The 15,514-nt window shown below is 67.1% G+C and carries 14 protein-coding genes and 1 tRNA gene; 9 read left to right on the forward strand and 6 right to left on the reverse strand.

From position 1 onward, the window contains the following. The 3 genes from CHB86_RS05315 to CHB86_RS05325 all read right to left on the reverse strand — a co-directional run bounded on the left by CHB86_RS05315 (window position 1) and on the right by CHB86_RS05325 (window position 5,139). On the reverse strand, window positions 1-3,153 hold the full coding sequence (locus tag CHB86_RS05315; RefSeq protein ID WP_089231972.1) for an efflux RND transporter permease subunit: 3,153 nt from the start codon (window positions 3,151-3,153) through the stop codon (window positions 1-3). Between the two features lie 4 nt (window positions 3,154-3,157). Continuing rightward, window positions 3,158-4,315: an efflux RND transporter periplasmic adaptor subunit gene (locus tag CHB86_RS05320; protein ID WP_089231973.1), complete on the reverse strand. Its 1,158-nt coding sequence runs from the start codon at window positions 4,313-4,315 to the stop codon at window positions 3,158-3,160. A 170-nt stretch (window positions 4,316-4,485) separates the two neighbouring features. Continuing rightward, a complete protein-coding gene (locus CHB86_RS05325) occupies window positions 4,486-5,139 on the reverse strand; it encodes a Hint domain-containing protein (protein ID WP_089231975.1) in 654 nt (217 codons plus the stop codon). A 255-nt stretch (window positions 5,140-5,394) separates the two neighbouring features. Here CHB86_RS05325 and CHB86_RS05330 point away from each other — a divergent pair, with 255 nt between their 5' ends. Then, the gene (locus tag CHB86_RS05330) at window positions 5,395-5,646 is read left to right on the forward strand and encodes a hypothetical protein (protein ID WP_089231976.1); all 252 of its coding nucleotides are present in this window, start codon (window positions 5,395-5,397) and stop codon (window positions 5,644-5,646) included. Here the strand turns inward: CHB86_RS05330 and CHB86_RS05335 are convergent, their stop codons facing one another. Both CHB86_RS05335 and CHB86_RS05340 read right to left on the reverse strand, forming a co-directional pair. Next, on the reverse strand, window positions 5,647-6,381 hold the full coding sequence (locus CHB86_RS05335) for an RlmE family RNA methyltransferase (protein WP_089231977.1): 735 nt from the start codon (window positions 6,379-6,381) through the stop codon (window positions 5,647-5,649). A 118-nt stretch (window positions 6,382-6,499) separates the two neighbouring features. Further along, window positions 6,500-7,612: a Ppx/GppA phosphatase family protein gene (locus CHB86_RS05340; protein ID WP_089231978.1), complete on the reverse strand. Its 1,113-nt coding sequence runs from the start codon at window positions 7,610-7,612 to the stop codon at window positions 6,500-6,502. A gap of 247 nt (window positions 7,613-7,859) precedes the next feature. On the opposite strand from CHB86_RS05340, the gene CHB86_RS05345 reads away from it, so the two are divergent. From CHB86_RS05345 to CHB86_RS05380, 8 genes are all read left to right on the forward strand, one after another. Then, the gene (locus tag CHB86_RS05345; protein ID WP_089231979.1) at window positions 7,860-8,156 is read left to right on the forward strand and encodes a virulence factor; all 297 of its coding nucleotides are present in this window, start codon (window positions 7,860-7,862) and stop codon (window positions 8,154-8,156) included. Between the two features lie 26 nt (window positions 8,157-8,182). Further along, entirely contained in the window at window positions 8,183-9,109 is a 927-nt protein-coding gene (locus tag CHB86_RS05350; protein WP_089231981.1) for a methylenetetrahydrofolate reductase, read from the forward strand. 8 nt (window positions 9,110-9,117) lie between these two features. Beyond that, window positions 9,118-9,777: an HAD family hydrolase gene (locus tag CHB86_RS05355; protein WP_089231983.1), complete on the forward strand. Its 660-nt coding sequence runs from the start codon at window positions 9,118-9,120 to the stop codon at window positions 9,775-9,777. Further along, window positions 9,774-10,754: a methyltetrahydrofolate cobalamin methyltransferase gene (locus tag CHB86_RS05360; RefSeq protein ID WP_089231985.1), complete on the forward strand. Its 981-nt coding sequence runs from the start codon at window positions 9,774-9,776 to the stop codon at window positions 10,752-10,754. Before CHB86_RS05355 ends, CHB86_RS05360 begins: the two co-directional genes overlap by 4 nt. Before the next feature lie 35 nt (window positions 10,755-10,789). Next, window positions 10,790-11,023 carry an N-(5'-phosphoribosyl)anthranilate isomerase gene (locus CHB86_RS05365; protein WP_089231986.1) on the forward strand — a complete coding sequence of 78 codons (234 nt, stop codon included), beginning with the start codon at window positions 10,790-10,792 and terminating at the stop codon, window positions 11,021-11,023. A gap of 67 nt (window positions 11,024-11,090) precedes the next feature. Next, the gene (locus tag CHB86_RS05370) at window positions 11,091-13,124 is read left to right on the forward strand and encodes an ASKHA domain-containing protein (protein WP_089231988.1); all 2,034 of its coding nucleotides are present in this window, start codon (window positions 11,091-11,093) and stop codon (window positions 13,122-13,124) included. 58 nt (window positions 13,125-13,182) lie between these two features. Then, window positions 13,183-13,256, forward strand: a tRNA-Gly gene (locus CHB86_RS05375). Between the two features lie 81 nt (window positions 13,257-13,337). After that, complete coding sequence (locus CHB86_RS05380; protein WP_089231989.1) at window positions 13,338-13,811, forward strand: acyl-CoA thioesterase; 474 nt, start codon at window positions 13,338-13,340, stop codon at window positions 13,809-13,811. Between the two features lie 93 nt (window positions 13,812-13,904). Here the strand turns inward: CHB86_RS05380 and pgi are convergent, their stop codons facing one another. Then, window positions 13,905-15,506 carry a glucose-6-phosphate isomerase gene (gene pgi, locus CHB86_RS05385; RefSeq protein ID WP_089231991.1) on the reverse strand — a complete coding sequence of 534 codons (1,602 nt, stop codon included), beginning with the start codon at window positions 15,504-15,506 and terminating at the stop codon, window positions 13,905-13,907. Window positions 15,507-15,514 lie beyond the last annotated feature (8 nt).

Here is a 15,514-nt window from a genome sequence, read left to right on the forward strand (position 1 = left end):
TCAGCCCTGTTCGGGTTCCGGCGCCGGTTCGGCCGGGGGCCGCCCCCCGAACAGGCGCTTCACCCGTTCGCGCATGTTCTGCAGCACCACGTAGAGCACCGGCACGAGGATCACGCCGATCAGCGTCGCCGCCAGCATGCCGCCGAACACGGCGATCCCGATGGCGCGCTGGCTTGCCGCGCCGGCGCCGGAGGCGGTAAGCAGCGGCACCACCCCGAGCAGGAACGACAGCGCCGTCATCATCACCGCCCGGAAACGCTGGTGCGCGGCCTCCGCAGCGGCTTCCAGCACCGAGAGCCCGGCGTCGCGCCGCTCCATGGCGAATTCCACGATCAGGATCGCGTTCTTCGCCCCGAGACCGATCAGCATGATCATTCCGATCTGGGTGTAGAGGTTGATGTCGCTCCCCGCGACCGCCACCGCCGCCACGGCCCCGAACAGTGCCACCGTCACGGAGAGCAGGATCGCCACCGGCATCGTCCAGCTCTCGTATTGCGCCACGAGGAAAAGGTAGCCGAAGAGGATCGCCATCATCAGGATCACCGTCACCAGCCCCGAGGAGGCAAGCTGCTGCTGCGCCGTGCCGGTCCACTCGTAGCTGTAGCCCGGCGGCAGCGCGGTGGCGGCCTCCTCCTGTAGCACGCGGATCGCATCGCCCGTCGACAGCCCTTCCGCCGGCACCGCCGTCACCGTGGCGGAGCGGAACAGGTTGTAGCGGTTGAGCAGCACCGGCCCGAGGATGTTCTCCACGTCGACCAGCGTCCCGAGCGGCACCATCTCGCCGGTGGTGGAGCGCACGTAGAGACGCGAGATGTCCTCGATCTGCGCGCGCTGATCGCCCTCGGCCTGGATCAGCACCTTGTAGACCCGTCCGAAGAGGTTGAAGTCGTTCACGTAGTAGGAGCCGAGATAAGCCTGCAGGGTCTGGAACACCTCGCTGATCGGCACGTCGAGCGACTTGGCCTTCTCGCGGTCGAGATCGACGAAGACCTGGGGCACGTTGGCCCGGAAGGTGGTGTAGGCCTGCGAGATCTCCGGCCGCTGGTTGACCGCATAGACGAGCCCGCCAAGCGCCGAGGAAAGATCCTGCGCCGAGCCGCCGCCGGTCTGCTGCACCTTCATCTCTACCCCGGCCGAGAGGCCGAGGCCGGAGATCGGCGGCGGGTTGAAGGCGATGACGCTGGCCGCGGCCTCCTGGTTCGCGATGCCGAAGATCTTCTGCAGGATCGCGTCGGCGTGGAGGTCCGACTCGGTCCGCTCGCCCCAGGGATCGAGGTTGACGATGATCATCGCGCCGTTGGAGCCGGACCCCGAGAGCATGCTGAAGCCGTTCACCAGCACGGTATTGGCCACGCCCGGGATCGCCTCGAGCTGGGTGTTGACCCGATCGGTCACGACCTCGGTCCGCGCCAGCGATGCGGCGTCGGGAAGCTGGACGTCGACGAAGAGCACGCCGTTGTCCTCGGACGGGATGAACCCCTTGGGCGTCGCCATGAAAAGCGATCCGGTCAGCGCGATCACCGCGCCGATCGCCACCAGGCTCAGAAGCGAGACCCGGACGAAGCGCCGCACGATACTGGAATATCCGTCCCGCACGCCGCCGATCCCCCGCTCGAAAACGGCGAAGATCCCCTTGGGGGGACCGCTGCGGGGCTTGAGCACGAGGGCGCAGAGCGCGGGCGACAGCGTCAGCGCGTTGATCGAGGAGATCACCACCGCGGTCGAGATCGTCACGGCGAACTGCGAATAGAGCCGCCCCGTGATGCCGGGCATGAAGGTCACCGGGACGAAGACGGCCAGCAGCACGAGCGTTGTCGCGATCACCGGGCCGGTGATCTGGCCCATCGCCTTGGCCGTGGCCTCGGGCGGAGACAGCCCCTCCTCCGCTATGATGCGCTCGACGTTCTCGACCACAACGATGGCGTCGTCCACCACGATGCCGATGGCCAGCACCAGCGCGAAGAGCGAGACGGTGTTCAGCGTCATCCCGAAGGCCAGCAGGAAGGCGAAGGTTCCGATCAGCGAGACCGGGATCGCCACCATCGGGATGATCGTCGCCCGCCACGACCCGAGGAAGACGAAAACCACCGACATCACGAGGATGAAGGTCAGGATCAGCGTGGAAACCACGTCCTCGAGCGATTTCTCCACGAAGTCGGTGGAGTTGTAGGGCACCTCGTAGGCGATATCGTCGGGAAACAGCGTCGAGAGGCGCTCGAGTTCGGCCAGCACGCCCTCCGACACCGCGAGCGCGTTCTCGCCCGGCGCCTGGTAGACGGCGAGCACCGTCGACGGCAGCCCGCTGAAGCGGCCCGAGGCGTTGTAGTAATTCGCCCCGAGCTCCACCCGCGCCACGTCCTTGATCCGCACGATGGCCCCCGCGCCGCCGGTGCGCACGATGATGTCCTCGAATTCATCGACCGTCGCGAGCCGGCCCTTGGACTTGATCGTGTACTGGAACTGCTGCCCCTCCGGCGCCGGAGGCGAGCCGATCTGGCCGGCCGAGACCTCGAGGTTCTGCTCCCGGATCGCGGAAATAAGGTCGCCGGGGGTGATGCCGAGGCTCGCCATCCGGTCCGGGTCCATCCACATCCGCATGGAATATTCGAAGTTGGTCAGCACGTCGGCCTGCCCAACCCCTTTCACCCGCGCCAGCGCGTCCTTGAGGTTGATTGAGGCGTAGTTCGACAGGAAGACCTCGTCGTAGGTGCCGTTCGGCGAATAGAGCGTGGCCACCAGCAGCATGTTGGTGGAGGCCTTCTGGGTGACGACGCCACGGCTCGTCACCTCGGTCGGCAGCGCCGCCGTCGCCTGCGCGACCCGGTTCTGCACGTTGACCGAGGCGATATCCGGGTCGGTGCCGACCTCGAAGGTGATCGCCAGCGAATAGGAGCCGGTATCGGAGCTGTCCGACGACATGTAGAGCATGTCGTCGACGCCATTGACCTGCGCCTCGATCGGGGCTGCCACGGTGTTCTCCACCGTCTCGGCATTGGCCCCGGTGTAGTTGGCGCTGACACGCACCACCGGCGGGGTGATCTCGGGGAATTGCTCCACCGGCAGCACCGAATAGGCGATCGAGCCCATCACGGTCAGTACCAGCGAGATCACGAGCGCCGTCTTGGGGCGCCGGATGAAGATCGCGGAGAACATCAGCTCATTCCTCCGACGGCGCCGTGCCGGCGAGGATCGGCTCGACCTGAACGCCCGGGCGCACCCGCTGCAGCCCCTCGACGATCACGGTCTCGCCCTCGCGCAACCCGTCCTGCACGACAAAGGCCGCCTCGTGGGTCCGCCCGAGGGTGACATAGCGCTGCTCGACCCGTTGGTCGGGTGTCACCACAAGCACGAAATCCCCGCGCTGGTCGCGCTGCACCGCCGCCTGCGGGATCAGCAGTCGCGTTTCGGGGCGGAGCGCCTGGATGCTGACATCGACGAAGGCGCCGTCCACGATCAACCGGCGTTCATTGGCAAATTGCGCCCGGAGCGCGATGGTGCCGGTCGTCGGATCGATCCGGTTGTCGACGAAGACGATCCGGCCAGGCTCTTCCAGCCGCGATCCATTCGGCAGGGTGACAAAGACGTCCGGGGTCTTGTCGGTGCCCGCGAGTTCCGGAAGCCCGGCCTGCAGCCGCTCCAGCACGTCGAGCAGCTGCCGCTCCGACAGGGTGAAGGCAACCTGGATCGGCTGCTCCCGAACCAGCGTCACGAGCGGCGTGGTGGTGGGCCCGACAAGATCGCCGACGCTGCTGGAAATCGTGCCGATCCGTCCGGGGAACGGCGCATGGATCTCGGTATAGCTGACATCGAGCTCGGCGGCTCGGATCGCCGCCTTCGCGGAGGCGACTTCCGCCTCGGCCACCTTCTCGTTGGCGAGGGCGACATCCGCCTCGCTCTGCGGCGAGGCCTGCCGGCTCACCAGCTCCTGCCGGCGCGCCAGCTCGATCTGGGCGAGTTCCAGGTTGGCCTCTGCGCGCGACAGATCGGCCTGCCGGGAGGCCAGCGCCGCCTCGTAGGCGTCGGGTTCGATGCGGAACAGCAGGTCGCCCTCCGCCACCTCGGCCCCCTCCGCCACCAGCCGCTCGTCGAGAAACCCGCTGACCCGGGCGACGATTTCGACCTTGTCGAGCGCCACACCCTTGCCGATGAACGACGCCTCGTCGGTCAGTTCTTCGGTATAGGCCGCCGCGACCGATACCCGTGCGGCCGGCGCATCGTCCTGCGCCATGGCGCCGGAGCCGATCGAGCTCACTGCCAGAAGGAATCCCGTGAGGAACGCGGCCGAATGACCGCTGCGTCTGTGCGTCGTTGGCATGGTGGCTGTCTCTCCCTGCTGCCCCGGGCCATCCGACGAGTCCCGCCTCGCCCGAACCCTTCTGTCTCAAGAAGTAGACCAGCAAACGCTTCAAAGCAAAGAAAGCTCAGGCCCTTGCGCCGCGCGCCCCCTTCCCGATGCCCGACGCCCCGCGGGGACGCCGAAGCCCGTCAAGCAAAAATCGACCGTGCCGCCCCCCTGTCCGGCACGCCCGGAAGCTCCTCCGGAAGCCCGAGGCGCCTGCGGGCAGCGTCCGTCGTGAGTTCGGCAAAGAAGCCGGAGAGCGGCGCCATGTCGCCCCCGTCGCGGCCTTGCCCGGCGGTCGGGCAATGGACCAGCGCGCCGGTGTTGGCAAAGACGACCTCCTCCTCATCGAATCGCAGCGCCACGGCGAGCGCGCCCGCCCGGGCACGGCGCATCGTCACGCCGCGCCAGCCAACCAATGCTCCCGCGGGAACCAGCACCGGGCCACCGGCCGCCTGGTCCGGCAGGGCCAGTTCCGGCAAATCCAGCAGCAGCCGCGTGCCTGGCAACACAGCTAGGCCGAGACAGGTGTTCAAGGTGCCCCCCGGCACATGGATCAACCCCAGGGGCCGCTCCGACGTGACCGGCGCCCGCGCGACCGAGGCAAGGCGCCGTAGCCCGCCGTCAAAAGTCTGCACCAAGTCGCCCGCCCGCAACTCTTCGACCGGTCGCCAGCCCATGGGCGTCTCGACCAGCGTTCCGGCCAACATTGCGTGTAATGTTTCGGAGGTCACGGAGGCGCCCTCCACCTCGCGGTTCCGGCCGCGTGCCGCGAATCGCGCTCCGGCTGACATGGTCATGGCATCTCTCCTGCGAATCCGGTCCGGGCCATCCGGCCCATTTCCACCGAATGAATGCCGGAACCTTGCCCTGCGAAGGACACATCAGCGGCAACAATGAGGCATCTTTTCAAGCGAACTGCTCGTTGCTATCCTCTCGATGCGAACGTAAATCATTTGGAAACAATGCATTAAAGCTTGAGAAACCCAAGTCTGGGTAGAAACGATTTGTGCCCCTCGCAGCTGATTGAACGAGTTTACCAGGATGTTCTCACGATGATGACCTGTACCGTCACCTATCCCTACCGCCTCTGTCGCGCTCTCGTACTCCGGATTCTTACCGGACTGATTGTCGAGCTCCCGGCCGAGGATCTGCGGGCCCGGATTTCCGCGCTCCCGCTCCATGCCCAGATCCCGCTGATCGGGAATTTCATTGTCACGCTGGGGCTCGCCACGCTGGTCTTTGCCCATGCCGGCTGGGGCGGGCCGATCGCCTTCTGGTTGGCGCTGGCGCTCGTGGTGCGCTAATCAGGCCTCCGGCTCGGCGGGGAGGTCGCTCTCCGCCGGGCGAAACCCGGTCGCCACCACGAATTTCTCCGACGAATCGGAGCGGCTTGCCGGGGGTTTCACATTCGCCACCTTGGTGAATCGCTGCTTGAGCAGCTTCTGCAATTCCCCCTCCGCACCGCCCGCAAGCACCTTGGCCACGAAGGTTCCCCCCGGCGCCAGTACGTCAAAGGCGAAATGCGCCGCGGTTTCGCACAGGGCGATGATCCGCAGGTGGTCGGTCTGCTTGTGTCCCGAAGAGGCCGCGGCCATGTCGGACATCACCACATCCGCCTCCCCGCCGAGCCAGGCCTTCACCTTGTCGTCGGCGCCGTCCTCCATGAAGTCGAGCACATGGGTCTCGGCCCCGGCAATCGGCTCCACCTCCTTGAGATCGACCCCGAGAACGGTGCCCACCGCCTTGCCGGATTTCTCGCCCAGGGCATTGACGCGGGCCACGGCCACCTGGCACCAGCCGCCGGGCGCGCAGCCAAGGTCGACCACCCGCGCCCCCGGCACGAGGAAGCGGAACTTGTCGTCCAGCTCGAGGATCTTGAACGCCGCCCGCCCGCGATACCCCTCGCGCCTGGCGCGCGCCACATAGGGATCGTTGAGCTGCCGCTCCAGCCAGCGGGTCGAGCTGAGCTTCCGCCCGCGCGCTGTCTTCACCTTTACCTTGAGATCGCGCTGGCCGCGCCCGCTGGTCTTCTTTGTCATCCCGTTTCTCCGGCGTGGCCGTGCAGAATTTCGCCTCCGGCGGGGATATTTGGGAACAGATGATGATGCCACCCCCCGATGCATCATCTGTTCGAAAATATCCGCGCTGCAGGCGGCTTCAGAACGGCCCGTCTTCCAGAACTCCGTCCGAGGACATCTGCGCATAGAGCAGCCCCTCGCGCAGGCCGCGATCCGCCACCGAGAGCCGATCCGTCGGCCAGACCCGCATCAGCGCCTGCAGGATCGCCGAGCCGGACATGATGAGCGACTGACGGTCCTTGCCGATGCGCGGATCGGCGCGGCGGCCCTCCTCGCCCAGTTCCAGGTAGCCGCGGATCACAGCGTCGATCTGGTCGGAGCTCATCCTCAGACCATCGACCTTGGTGCGATCATACCGGCGCAGGCCGAGATGGCTGGCGGCGACCGTGGTGACCGTTCCGGAGGTGCCGATGATCTGGAAGCCCTCGCGCGCCTGTTCGTGGGCATAGGGCGAGAAATCGGCCAGTTGCTCCTCGAAATACCAGCTCATCAGGGCAAAGCGTCCGGCGTCGTCCTCGACGTCGCGGAACAGGTCTTTGAGAGTCGCGACCCCAAGCGGCACCGAGATCCAGTCCACGACCTTGGCGGTGGGGAACGGATGGTCGCCGGTGTCGAAGCCCTTGTGCAGCCGCATGATCGCACGGGCGCGGTCCGGCCCGGGCACGCGGCTCAGGTCGATCCAGACAAGCTCCGTCGAACCGCCGCCGATATCGACCACGAGCAACTGCTCGGTCTTCACGGAAACCAGCGGCGCACAGGAGACGACGGCGAGCCGCGCCTCCTCCTCCGGGGCGATGATGTCGAGCTGCAGCCCGGTCTCGCGTTTCACGAACCGAATGAAATCGCGGGCGTTCTTGGCACGCCGGCAGGCCTCGGTGGCGACAAGGCGCATGCGCTGCACCTTGTGCTTCTGGAACTTCGCCTTGCAGATCCGAAGCGCCTGCACGGTCCGCGCCATCGAGGCGCGCGACAGCCGTCCGCTGGCCTCCAGCCCGCTGCCGAGTTGCACCGATTTCGAGAAACTGTCCACGACGTGAAACTGGCTGCCCTTGGGCTGGGCGACCAGCATTCTGCAAGAATTCGTTCCCAGATCCAGAGCCGCATAGGGGGCCACCGGATCGGGCGGTTCGGGTGCGAGGGTTACGACCGGTTTCGGGAACGCGCCCGCACCTATGGGACGCTTGGGCGCCATCTCACGCCCTCCATATCAAGTTGTCCCCAAGGTAGCGATCCAACCTGTCTCGTGCAAGCCCGTCCCCTCGTCCGGCACCCCATGCCGCAGGGCCTATCGCGCCCCTGCAACGCCTGCTCAGGGCGCGCTCGGCATCCCTGAGACGCCATGACGTCGCCCGCGCCCTCTCTGATGTCGAAAAACGCACGCGACACCGGGGACCGGCGTCGTAAACCGGAAGAAACGCACGAACGGAACCACGGATCCCATGCCCGACGTCACAATCGTTTTCTGGCGCGACATACCGGCCCAGGTCATCGTCGGCCGCGGCCGCGGCGGAGCCAAGGCGCCCCTGTCCGAGCGTTTCGAGAAGGCGATAGACCGTTGCGCCATGGCAATCGGCGCAAAGGACAGCGACGCCTATCTTGCGGAATGGCGCAAGGTCGCCTCCGGCAACATCGACGGTGACGCCGAGGCGGTACTGCGGTCGGAAGTCGAGCGGCTCGAGGCGGCATATGATGACACCCGCCTCAAGCACCTGATCACACATGCCGGATGGGATTGACCCCGGCACATATCTGGGAGACCGCGATGGCCCTGCTACCGTTTCGCAAGGCGAAGTCCTCCAAGGCCAGCGCCTCGGATCTCGAAGCCTTTCTCAAGGGATTCTCGATCGAGGTGATGCCGCGCACCGCGGCCAAGATCGAGGATTTCCGCAGCCTGCTGCCCGACGGGACTCGCATCTACATCGCCCATATCGACGGCACCCCGATCGACGAGATGGTGGCCACGGCAAAGCGCCTCGCGGCCGAAGGATTTCCGGTGATGCCGCACTTCCCGGCCCGGATCATCGCCGACCGCGCCATGCTGGCCGACTGGATCGCCCGCTACCAGGGCGAGGCCGGCGTGACCCAGGCGCTGCTGCTCGCAGGCGGCGTCGATGCCCCGCGCGGGGACTTCCACTGTTCCATGCAACTGCTTGAAACCGAAGAGTTCGACAAGGCCGGCTTCACCCGCCTGCACGTCGCCGGCCATCCGGAGGGCAACAGGGACATCGACCCGGACGGATCCTTGAAAAACGTCATGGAAGCCCTTCGCTGGAAACAGGAATTCTCGAAGCGTACCGATGCAGACATGGCCATCGCCACGCAGTTCGCCTTCGAGCCCGAACCGGTGATCGCCTGGGCCGAAGGGTTGCGCGCGGCCGGGATCGACCTGCCGATCCACATCGGCATCGCGGGGCCGGCCAAGCTGCAGACGATGATCAAGTTCGCCGTCGCCTGCGGCGTGGGGCCCAGCCTCCGGGTCTTGCAGCGGCGCGCCCGCGACGTAACCAAGCTGGTCACCCCGTTCGAACCGACGGAGATCCTCGCCGACCTCGCGCGCCACAAGGCCGCGAACCCGGATTTCGCCATCGAACAGGTGCACTTCTTCCCGCTGGGGGGTATCAAGGCGACGGCCGACTGGACGGCCGAACATGGCGGCGCGGTCCCCCGCGCGGCCGCAGCCACAGCCTGAGTGACCCTATGACCACAGCCCTGCTCTTCGATCTGGACGGAACCCTGATCGAGTCCGATCACCTCCATGCGGAGGTCTTTGCCGACATGTTCGCCGAGCGCGGCAAGCAGATCGATTTCGCGTTCTATCGCAGCAACATACATGGACGCCTTAACGCGGACATCTTCGGCGAGCTGTTCCCGGGAGAGGACGCGAACGTGCTGGCTGTCCAGAAGGAGGCCGAGTACCGCAGGCGGCTCGGCCCCGGCCATCCGCCGGTGAAGGGCACCGTCGCCCTGCTGGACCTCGCGGACCGTATGGGCTGGCCAAAGGCCGTGGTGACCAATGCGCCGCGCGACAATGGCGAGGCGGTGCTCGAGGCGCTCGGGATCGCGGCGCGGATCGATACGCTGGTCATCGCTGACGAATGCGTCCGCGGCAAGCCCGACCCGGCCCCCTATGCCGAAGGGCTTCGCCGGCTCGGCGCAGATCCCGCGACCTCGCTCGCCTTCGAGGACAGCCCGTCCGGCATCCGGTCCGCCGTCGGAGCCGGGCTCAAGACGATCGGCATCCGCTCCCTGCTCGACGACGCCACCCTGCGCGCCGCCGGCGCCTCCGCCAGCATCGCCGATTACGACGACCCCGCCCTTCAGCCCCATCTTGCGCAACTCACAGGAGCCGCCGCATGACCCGCACCGTCATCGAGAGCAAGTCACGCACCGTCACCATCGGCTTCGACGAGCCGTTCTGCGTGATCGGCGAGCGGATCAACCCAACCGGCCGCAAGAAGCTCGCCGCAGAGCTCGAAGCCGGCGACTTCTCGACCGTGGAGAAGGACGCACTGGAGCAGGTCGCCTGCGGGGCGATGGTGCTCGACGTGAACTCCGGCGCCGTCTTCACCAACAAGATGGCCGAGGACCCGCGCTACGCGGACAACAATTTCGTCGAGCCGATGCTGATGAAGGAGCTGATCGCCCGCATCCAGGCGGTGACCGATGTGCCGCTCTGCATCGACAGCTCGGTGCCCGGCGCGCTGGAGAACGGCCTCGCGATGGCCGAGGGCCGCCCGCTGCTCAACTCGGTGACCGGCGAGGAGGAACGGCTCGAGCTGGTTCTGCCGCTGGTGAAGAAATACAACGTGCCCGTCGTGGCGATCTCCAACGACGACACCGGGATTTCCGAGAATCCGGACGTGCGCTTTGCCGTCGCGAAGAAGATCGTCGAGCGCGCGGCCGATTTCGGCATACCCGCCCATGACATCGTGGTCGATCCGCTGGTGATGCCGGTGGGCGCGATGGCGTCGGCCGGACGGCAGGTCTTTACCCTGGTGCGGCGGCTGCGCGACGAACTGGGCGTGAACACCACCTGCGGTGCGTCCAACATCTCCTTCGGCCTGCCCCACCGGCACGGCGTCAACGCCGCCTTCTTGCCGATGGCGATCGGGGCCGGCATGACTTCCGCGATCATGAACCCGGTCCGCTCGGTCGAGATGGAGGCGATCCGCGCCGCCAACCTGCTGATGGATCACGACGCGAACGGCAGCGCCTGGATCGGCTTCTCCCGGGTGCTGGACGCGGTCAAGGAGGGCGCGACCTTTGCCGAGGCCAGCAAGGCCGCGGCCGAGGCAGGCACAGGGCGCGGAGGGCGCCGCCGGCGCCGGGCGTAACGCGGTGTTAACCGAGATGCCGCAGTGTCCACGCGATGCACAGCGATGGATTCAGACAGAGGACAGCGGAGGCCTGGCTGTCCCAGATTTTCTCCGCGAAGGCGGTGGCGCGCGGCGGCGTGATCCGTCGCGCCTCCCGTTGGGTGGAATGCGAGATCGGGCGGGACCGCTTCATCGCGGAGGTGCAGGCGCGCGGGTTCCACATGATCGAATGCGGCGGCCAGCTGGTGGTGATCTGCAACTCCGGTGGCATCCGCGTGATCTGCTGAAACGAATTTTCATCCGAAAATTCGCCACGATCTTTCGGACGAAAGATCGTTTGTCGCGAGGCCTGTCATGAGCGATCCGCTGGTCATCTTCACGCCCTCCGGAAAGCGGGGCCGTTTTCCGGTCGGCACGCCGGTTCTCACCGCCGCCCGCCAGCTCGGCGTCGACCTCGATTCCGTCTGTGGCGGGCGTGGCATCTGTTCCCGCTGCCAGGTAACCCCCGCATTCGGCGAGTTTCCCAAGCACGGGGTGAGCGTGGCCGGGGACGCCCTCTCCGACTGGAACGCGGTCGAGGCGCGGTACGACGAGAAGCGCGGGTTGCCGGCAGGCCGGCGGCTCGGTTGCCAGGCGACGATCCAGTCAGACGTCGTGATCGATGTGCCTCCTGAAAGCCAGGTGCACCGCCAGGTCGTGCGCAAGGCCGCCACCGAGCGCGCAATCGAGATGGATCCTGCGACCCATCGCTATCTCGTCGATGTCGCCGAGCCGGACATGCACGACCCATCCGGCGATCTGCAGCGGCTCGAGACAGCCCTCGGCGAGACCTGGGGCATCCAGGGGGCCGAGGTTCCGCTGCCTGTTCTCGCCAAGCTGCAGCCTGCCCTGCGCAAAGGCAACTGGCAGGTTACCGTCACGGTGCACCACCCGCACGACGGCCCGCCCCGGCTCCTCGACGTATCCCCTGGATTCGACGAGCGGCCGTTGCTGGGCCTGGCCATCGACCTCGGCTCCACCACCATCGCCGGCCACCTGTGCAACCTCCGCTCCGGCGAAGTTCTTGCCTCCGCCGGCATCATGAACCCGCAGATCCGTTTCGGCGAAGACCTGATGAGCCGGGTCTCCTATGCCATGCTGAACCCGGGCGGCGACGCCGAGATGACCAAGGCCGTGCGCGTCGCGCTTGACCAGCTCGCCCGCGAGATCGCGGCGGAGGCGGCGGTCGAGACCGGCGGCATCGTCGAGAGTGTGATCGTCTGCAACCCGGTGATGCACCACCTCGTGCTCGGCCTCGACCCGGTGGAGCTGGGCCAGGCGCCCTTCGCGCTCGCCACCTCGGATTCGCTCAGCCTCGCCGCCGCCGACCTCGGCCTCACCTCGCTGCACCCGCAGGCCCGCACCTACCTGCTGCCCTGCATCGCGGGCCACGTCGGCGCCGACGCCGCAGCCGTCGCGCTCTCCGAGGAACCCGGCAATCAGGAGGCGCTGACCCTCGTTATCGACGTCGGGACCAACGCCGAGATCCTGCTGGGCAACCGCGATCGGGTGCTTGCCTGTTCCTCCCCCACCGGCCCGGCCTTCGAGGGCGCGCAGATCAGTTCCGGCCAGCGCGCGGCACCCGGCGCCATCGAGCGCATCGAGATCGACCCGACAACCAAGGAACCGCGTTTCCGCGTGATTGGCTGCGACCTGTGGTCGGACGACCCGGGTTTCGCCGCCGCCACCGCGGTCACCGGCGTCACGGGGATCTGCGGCTCGGGCATCATCGAGGCCGTGGCCGAGATGCGCATGGCCGGCCTGCTCGACGCCTCGGGCCTTATCGGCTCGGCCGAGCAGACGGGCACCTCCCGGTGCGAGCCCGAAGGCCGCACCCACGCCTACCTGGTCCACGACGGCACGCCTGACGGTGGCCCCCGCATCACCGTGACACAGGGCGATATCCGCGCCATCCAGCTCGCCAAGTCAGCGCTCTACGCCGGCGCGCGCCTGCTGATGGACGAGATGGGTGTGGACAGCGTCGACCGGATCGTCCTCGCCGGCGCCTTCGGCGCCCATATCAGCCCGAAGCACGCGATGGTCCTCGGCATGATCCCCGACGCCCCGCTCGCAGCCGTCACCTCGGCCGGCAACGCCGCGGGTACCGGCGCACGCATCGCCCTTTTGAACCGCGCCTCCCGCGGCCGCATCGAACAGGTCGTGCGGCAGATCACCAAGGTCGAGACGGCCATCGAGCCGCGCTTCCAGGAACATTTCGTCGCCGCCAACGCCCTGCCCCACGCCACCGCCCCCTTCCCCGAGCTGCGCCGCGTCGTGACCCTGCCCGAGGTCGCCTTCAACGCCGGCGGCGGAGATGGCGGCGGCCGGCGCCGCAGGCGTCGCGCCTGAGGCACATGCAGTTCCCATCTTGACGACGGCGCACGGGCTGCGTAATTCGAAGACCTTCGCGGGTGTAGCTCAATGGTAGAGCAGGAGCTTCCCAAGCTTAAGACGAGGGTTCGATTCCCTTCACCCGCTCCAGTCTCTCCCCGAACGTCTCCTCGCGCTCTTGACCTTCGGTTGCGCTCGGGTTTCACCGGTCCAGATGCACCGGAGACGCGCATGCCCCTGCCCTTTCTCACGCCCCTCGGACCGGACGACCTGACCCGCCACGGCATCCCCGACACCTGGCGCTACGGCATGGCGGACCGCGTACGCTTCTCCGAACTCGACGCGCTGAACCACGTGAACCACACCGCCTACCTGCGCTGGTTCGAGAGCCTCCGACTGCCCTATTGCCGCGACTATGGCATCAGCAACTACGATGCGGACTCGCCGGAGCTCGTGCTGAAGTCGGTCGAGGCGCGGTATCACGCGCCGATGTTTTCGGGCGAGGACTACATCGTCACCGCGCGAACGGTCTCCTTCCGGACAACCAGCTTCCGCATGGAATACGCGGTCTTCGCACCGGACTGCCGGGTCGAGGGCTCGGCGCTGGTCGTGCTGCTGCAACGCGACGGCAGCGGGAAGTTTCCGCTCACCGACGCGATGAAGGCAGCGCTCCGGGAACGCGACAACGCACGCCCCGAAACCTGACACGCCAAACGAAACGGACGGCCGTTTCCGGCCGCCCTCCATTCTTCTTGGCAAAAATACCCGATGGCGACCGCCCGGCCACAGGTGCGCCGCTCAGGCGTGGCGCTGAATGAACTCCACCAGCGCGGCCGTGGACCCGTCCTTGCCCTCGGTCCCCTGCTCGCCCGCGACGATCGGTTCGAGCGCCTTGGCCAGTTCCTTGCCAAGCTCCACGCCCCATTGATCGAAGGAATTGATGCCGAGGATCACGCCCTCGACGAACACCCTGTGCTCGTAGAGCGCCACGATCTGCCCCAGCACCTCGGGCGTCAGCAGCGGATAGACCAGGGTCGTCGAAGGCCGGTTGCCCGGGAAGACGCGGTGGCGGGCCTGCCGCTCCAGCTCTGCCCCTTCCAGCCCCTTGGCCTTCATGATCGCCGTGGCTTCCTCGAGCGAGCGGCCACGCAGCAGCGCCTCGGACTGCGCGAGGCAGTTGGCGACCAGCAGCCGGTGCATGTGGGCGAGGTCGTTCTCATGCCCCGTCGCACCGACGAGGAACTCGCAGGGCACGACGCCCGTGCCCTGATGGATGAGCTGGTAGAAGGCGTGCTGGCCGTTCGTGCCCGGCTCGCCCCAGACGATCGGTCCGGAGACGATCTCCAGGTCCTTGCCGTCCATCGACACCCGCTTGCCGTTGCTCTCCATCTCGAGCTGCTGGAGGTAGGCCGGCAGGCGGATCAGCCGCTGCTCGTAGGGCAGTACGGCGCGGGTCGGATAGCCACAGACCTGATGATGCCAGATGCCGACCAGCGCCAGCAGAACCGGCAGGTTCTCCCGCAACGCGGCGGCGCGGAAATGGGTGTCCATCGCCTGCGCCCCGCGCAGGAAGGCGCGGAAGGCCGGCCCGCCGATGGCGATCATCAGCGACAGCCCGATCGGCCCCCACATCGAATAGCGCCCGCCCACCCAGTCGGCAAAACCGAAGACGCGGGAGGCGTCGATGCCGAAGGCCGCCGTCAGGTCGGCATTCGTCGAGAGCGCAGCGAACTGGCCCGCCGGGTTGTCGACCTTTTCCGACATCCAGGCCTTGGCCACGTTGGCATTGGTGATGGTCTCGATCGTGGTAAAGGTCTTCGACGCCACGATCACCAATGTCGTGCGCGGGTCGAGCGGGCGCAGCACGTCGGCGATATGGGCGCCGTCGACATTGGAGACGAAATGCGTGCGCGGCCCGTCGGCATAGGGCGCGAGCGCCAGCGTCGCCATCACCGGCCCGAGGTCGGAGCCGCCGATGCCGATATTCACCACGTCGGTGATCTTGCCGCCCTGCCCGAGGAAAAGCCCGGTGCGCACGTCGGTGGCGAAAGCCTCCATCCGGTCGAGCGTGCCACGGACCTCGGGCATCACGTCCTGACCGTCGACCATGACCGGCCCGCCGTCGAGGTTGCGCAGCGCCGTGTGCAGAACCGCCCGCCCCTCGGTCTCGTTGATCTTCGCGCCCTCGAACATCGCGTCGCGGCGGCCCGCCACGTCGGCCGCCTCGGCCAGCCGGATCAGAAGATCGAGACCGGTCTCGTCGATATTGGTCTTGGAAAAGTCGAAGAGCATGTCGCCGAAGGTGGCGGAGAACTTCGACGCACGTTCGGCATCGTCGAACAACGACAGGATGGAGCGCTCCGAGACCGAAGCGCCGTGTGATTTCAGCTCATTCCACATCGGAAATA

Origin of the sequence: Tropicimonas sediminicola (genome assembly GCF_900188335.1) — a bacterium.
Lineage (GTDB): Bacteria > Pseudomonadota > Alphaproteobacteria > Rhodobacterales > Rhodobacteraceae > Tropicimonas > Tropicimonas sediminicola.

Bases quoted from the DNA above. Each gene is read 5' to 3' on its own strand.
- CHB86_RS05315 (WP_089231972.1), bottom strand. From the start codon at position 3,153: ATGTTCTCCGCGATCTTCATCCGGCGCCCCAAGACGGCGCTCGTGATC.
- CHB86_RS05320 (WP_089231973.1), bottom strand. From the start codon at position 4,315: ATGCCAACGACGCACAGACGCAGCGGTCATTCGGCCGCGTTCCTCACG.
- CHB86_RS05325 (WP_089231975.1), bottom strand. From the start codon at position 5,139: ATGACCATGTCAGCCGGAGCGCGATTCGCGGCACGCGGCCGGAACCGC.
- CHB86_RS05330 (WP_089231976.1), top strand. From the start codon at position 5,395: ATGATGACCTGTACCGTCACCTATCCCTACCGCCTCTGTCGCGCTCTC.
- CHB86_RS05335 (WP_089231977.1), bottom strand. From the start codon at position 6,381: ATGACAAAGAAGACCAGCGGGCGCGGCCAGCGCGATCTCAAGGTAAAG.
- CHB86_RS05340 (WP_089231978.1), bottom strand. From the start codon at position 7,612: ATGGCGCCCAAGCGTCCCATAGGTGCGGGCGCGTTCCCGAAACCGGTC.
- CHB86_RS05345 (WP_089231979.1), top strand. From the start codon at position 7,860: ATGCCCGACGTCACAATCGTTTTCTGGCGCGACATACCGGCCCAGGTC.
- CHB86_RS05350 (WP_089231981.1), top strand. From the start codon at position 8,183: ATGGCCCTGCTACCGTTTCGCAAGGCGAAGTCCTCCAAGGCCAGCGCC.
- CHB86_RS05355 (WP_089231983.1), top strand. From the start codon at position 9,118: ATGACCACAGCCCTGCTCTTCGATCTGGACGGAACCCTGATCGAGTCC.
- CHB86_RS05360 (WP_089231985.1), top strand. From the start codon at position 9,774: ATGACCCGCACCGTCATCGAGAGCAAGTCACGCACCGTCACCATCGGC.
- CHB86_RS05365 (WP_089231986.1), top strand. From the start codon at position 10,790: ATGCACAGCGATGGATTCAGACAGAGGACAGCGGAGGCCTGGCTGTCC.
- CHB86_RS05370 (WP_089231988.1), top strand. From the start codon at position 11,091: ATGAGCGATCCGCTGGTCATCTTCACGCCCTCCGGAAAGCGGGGCCGT.
- CHB86_RS05380 (WP_089231989.1), top strand. From the start codon at position 13,338: ATGCCCCTGCCCTTTCTCACGCCCCTCGGACCGGACGACCTGACCCGC.
- pgi (WP_089231991.1), bottom strand. From the start codon at position 15,506: ATGTGGAATGAGCTGAAATCACACGGCGCTTCGGTCTCGGAGCGCTCC.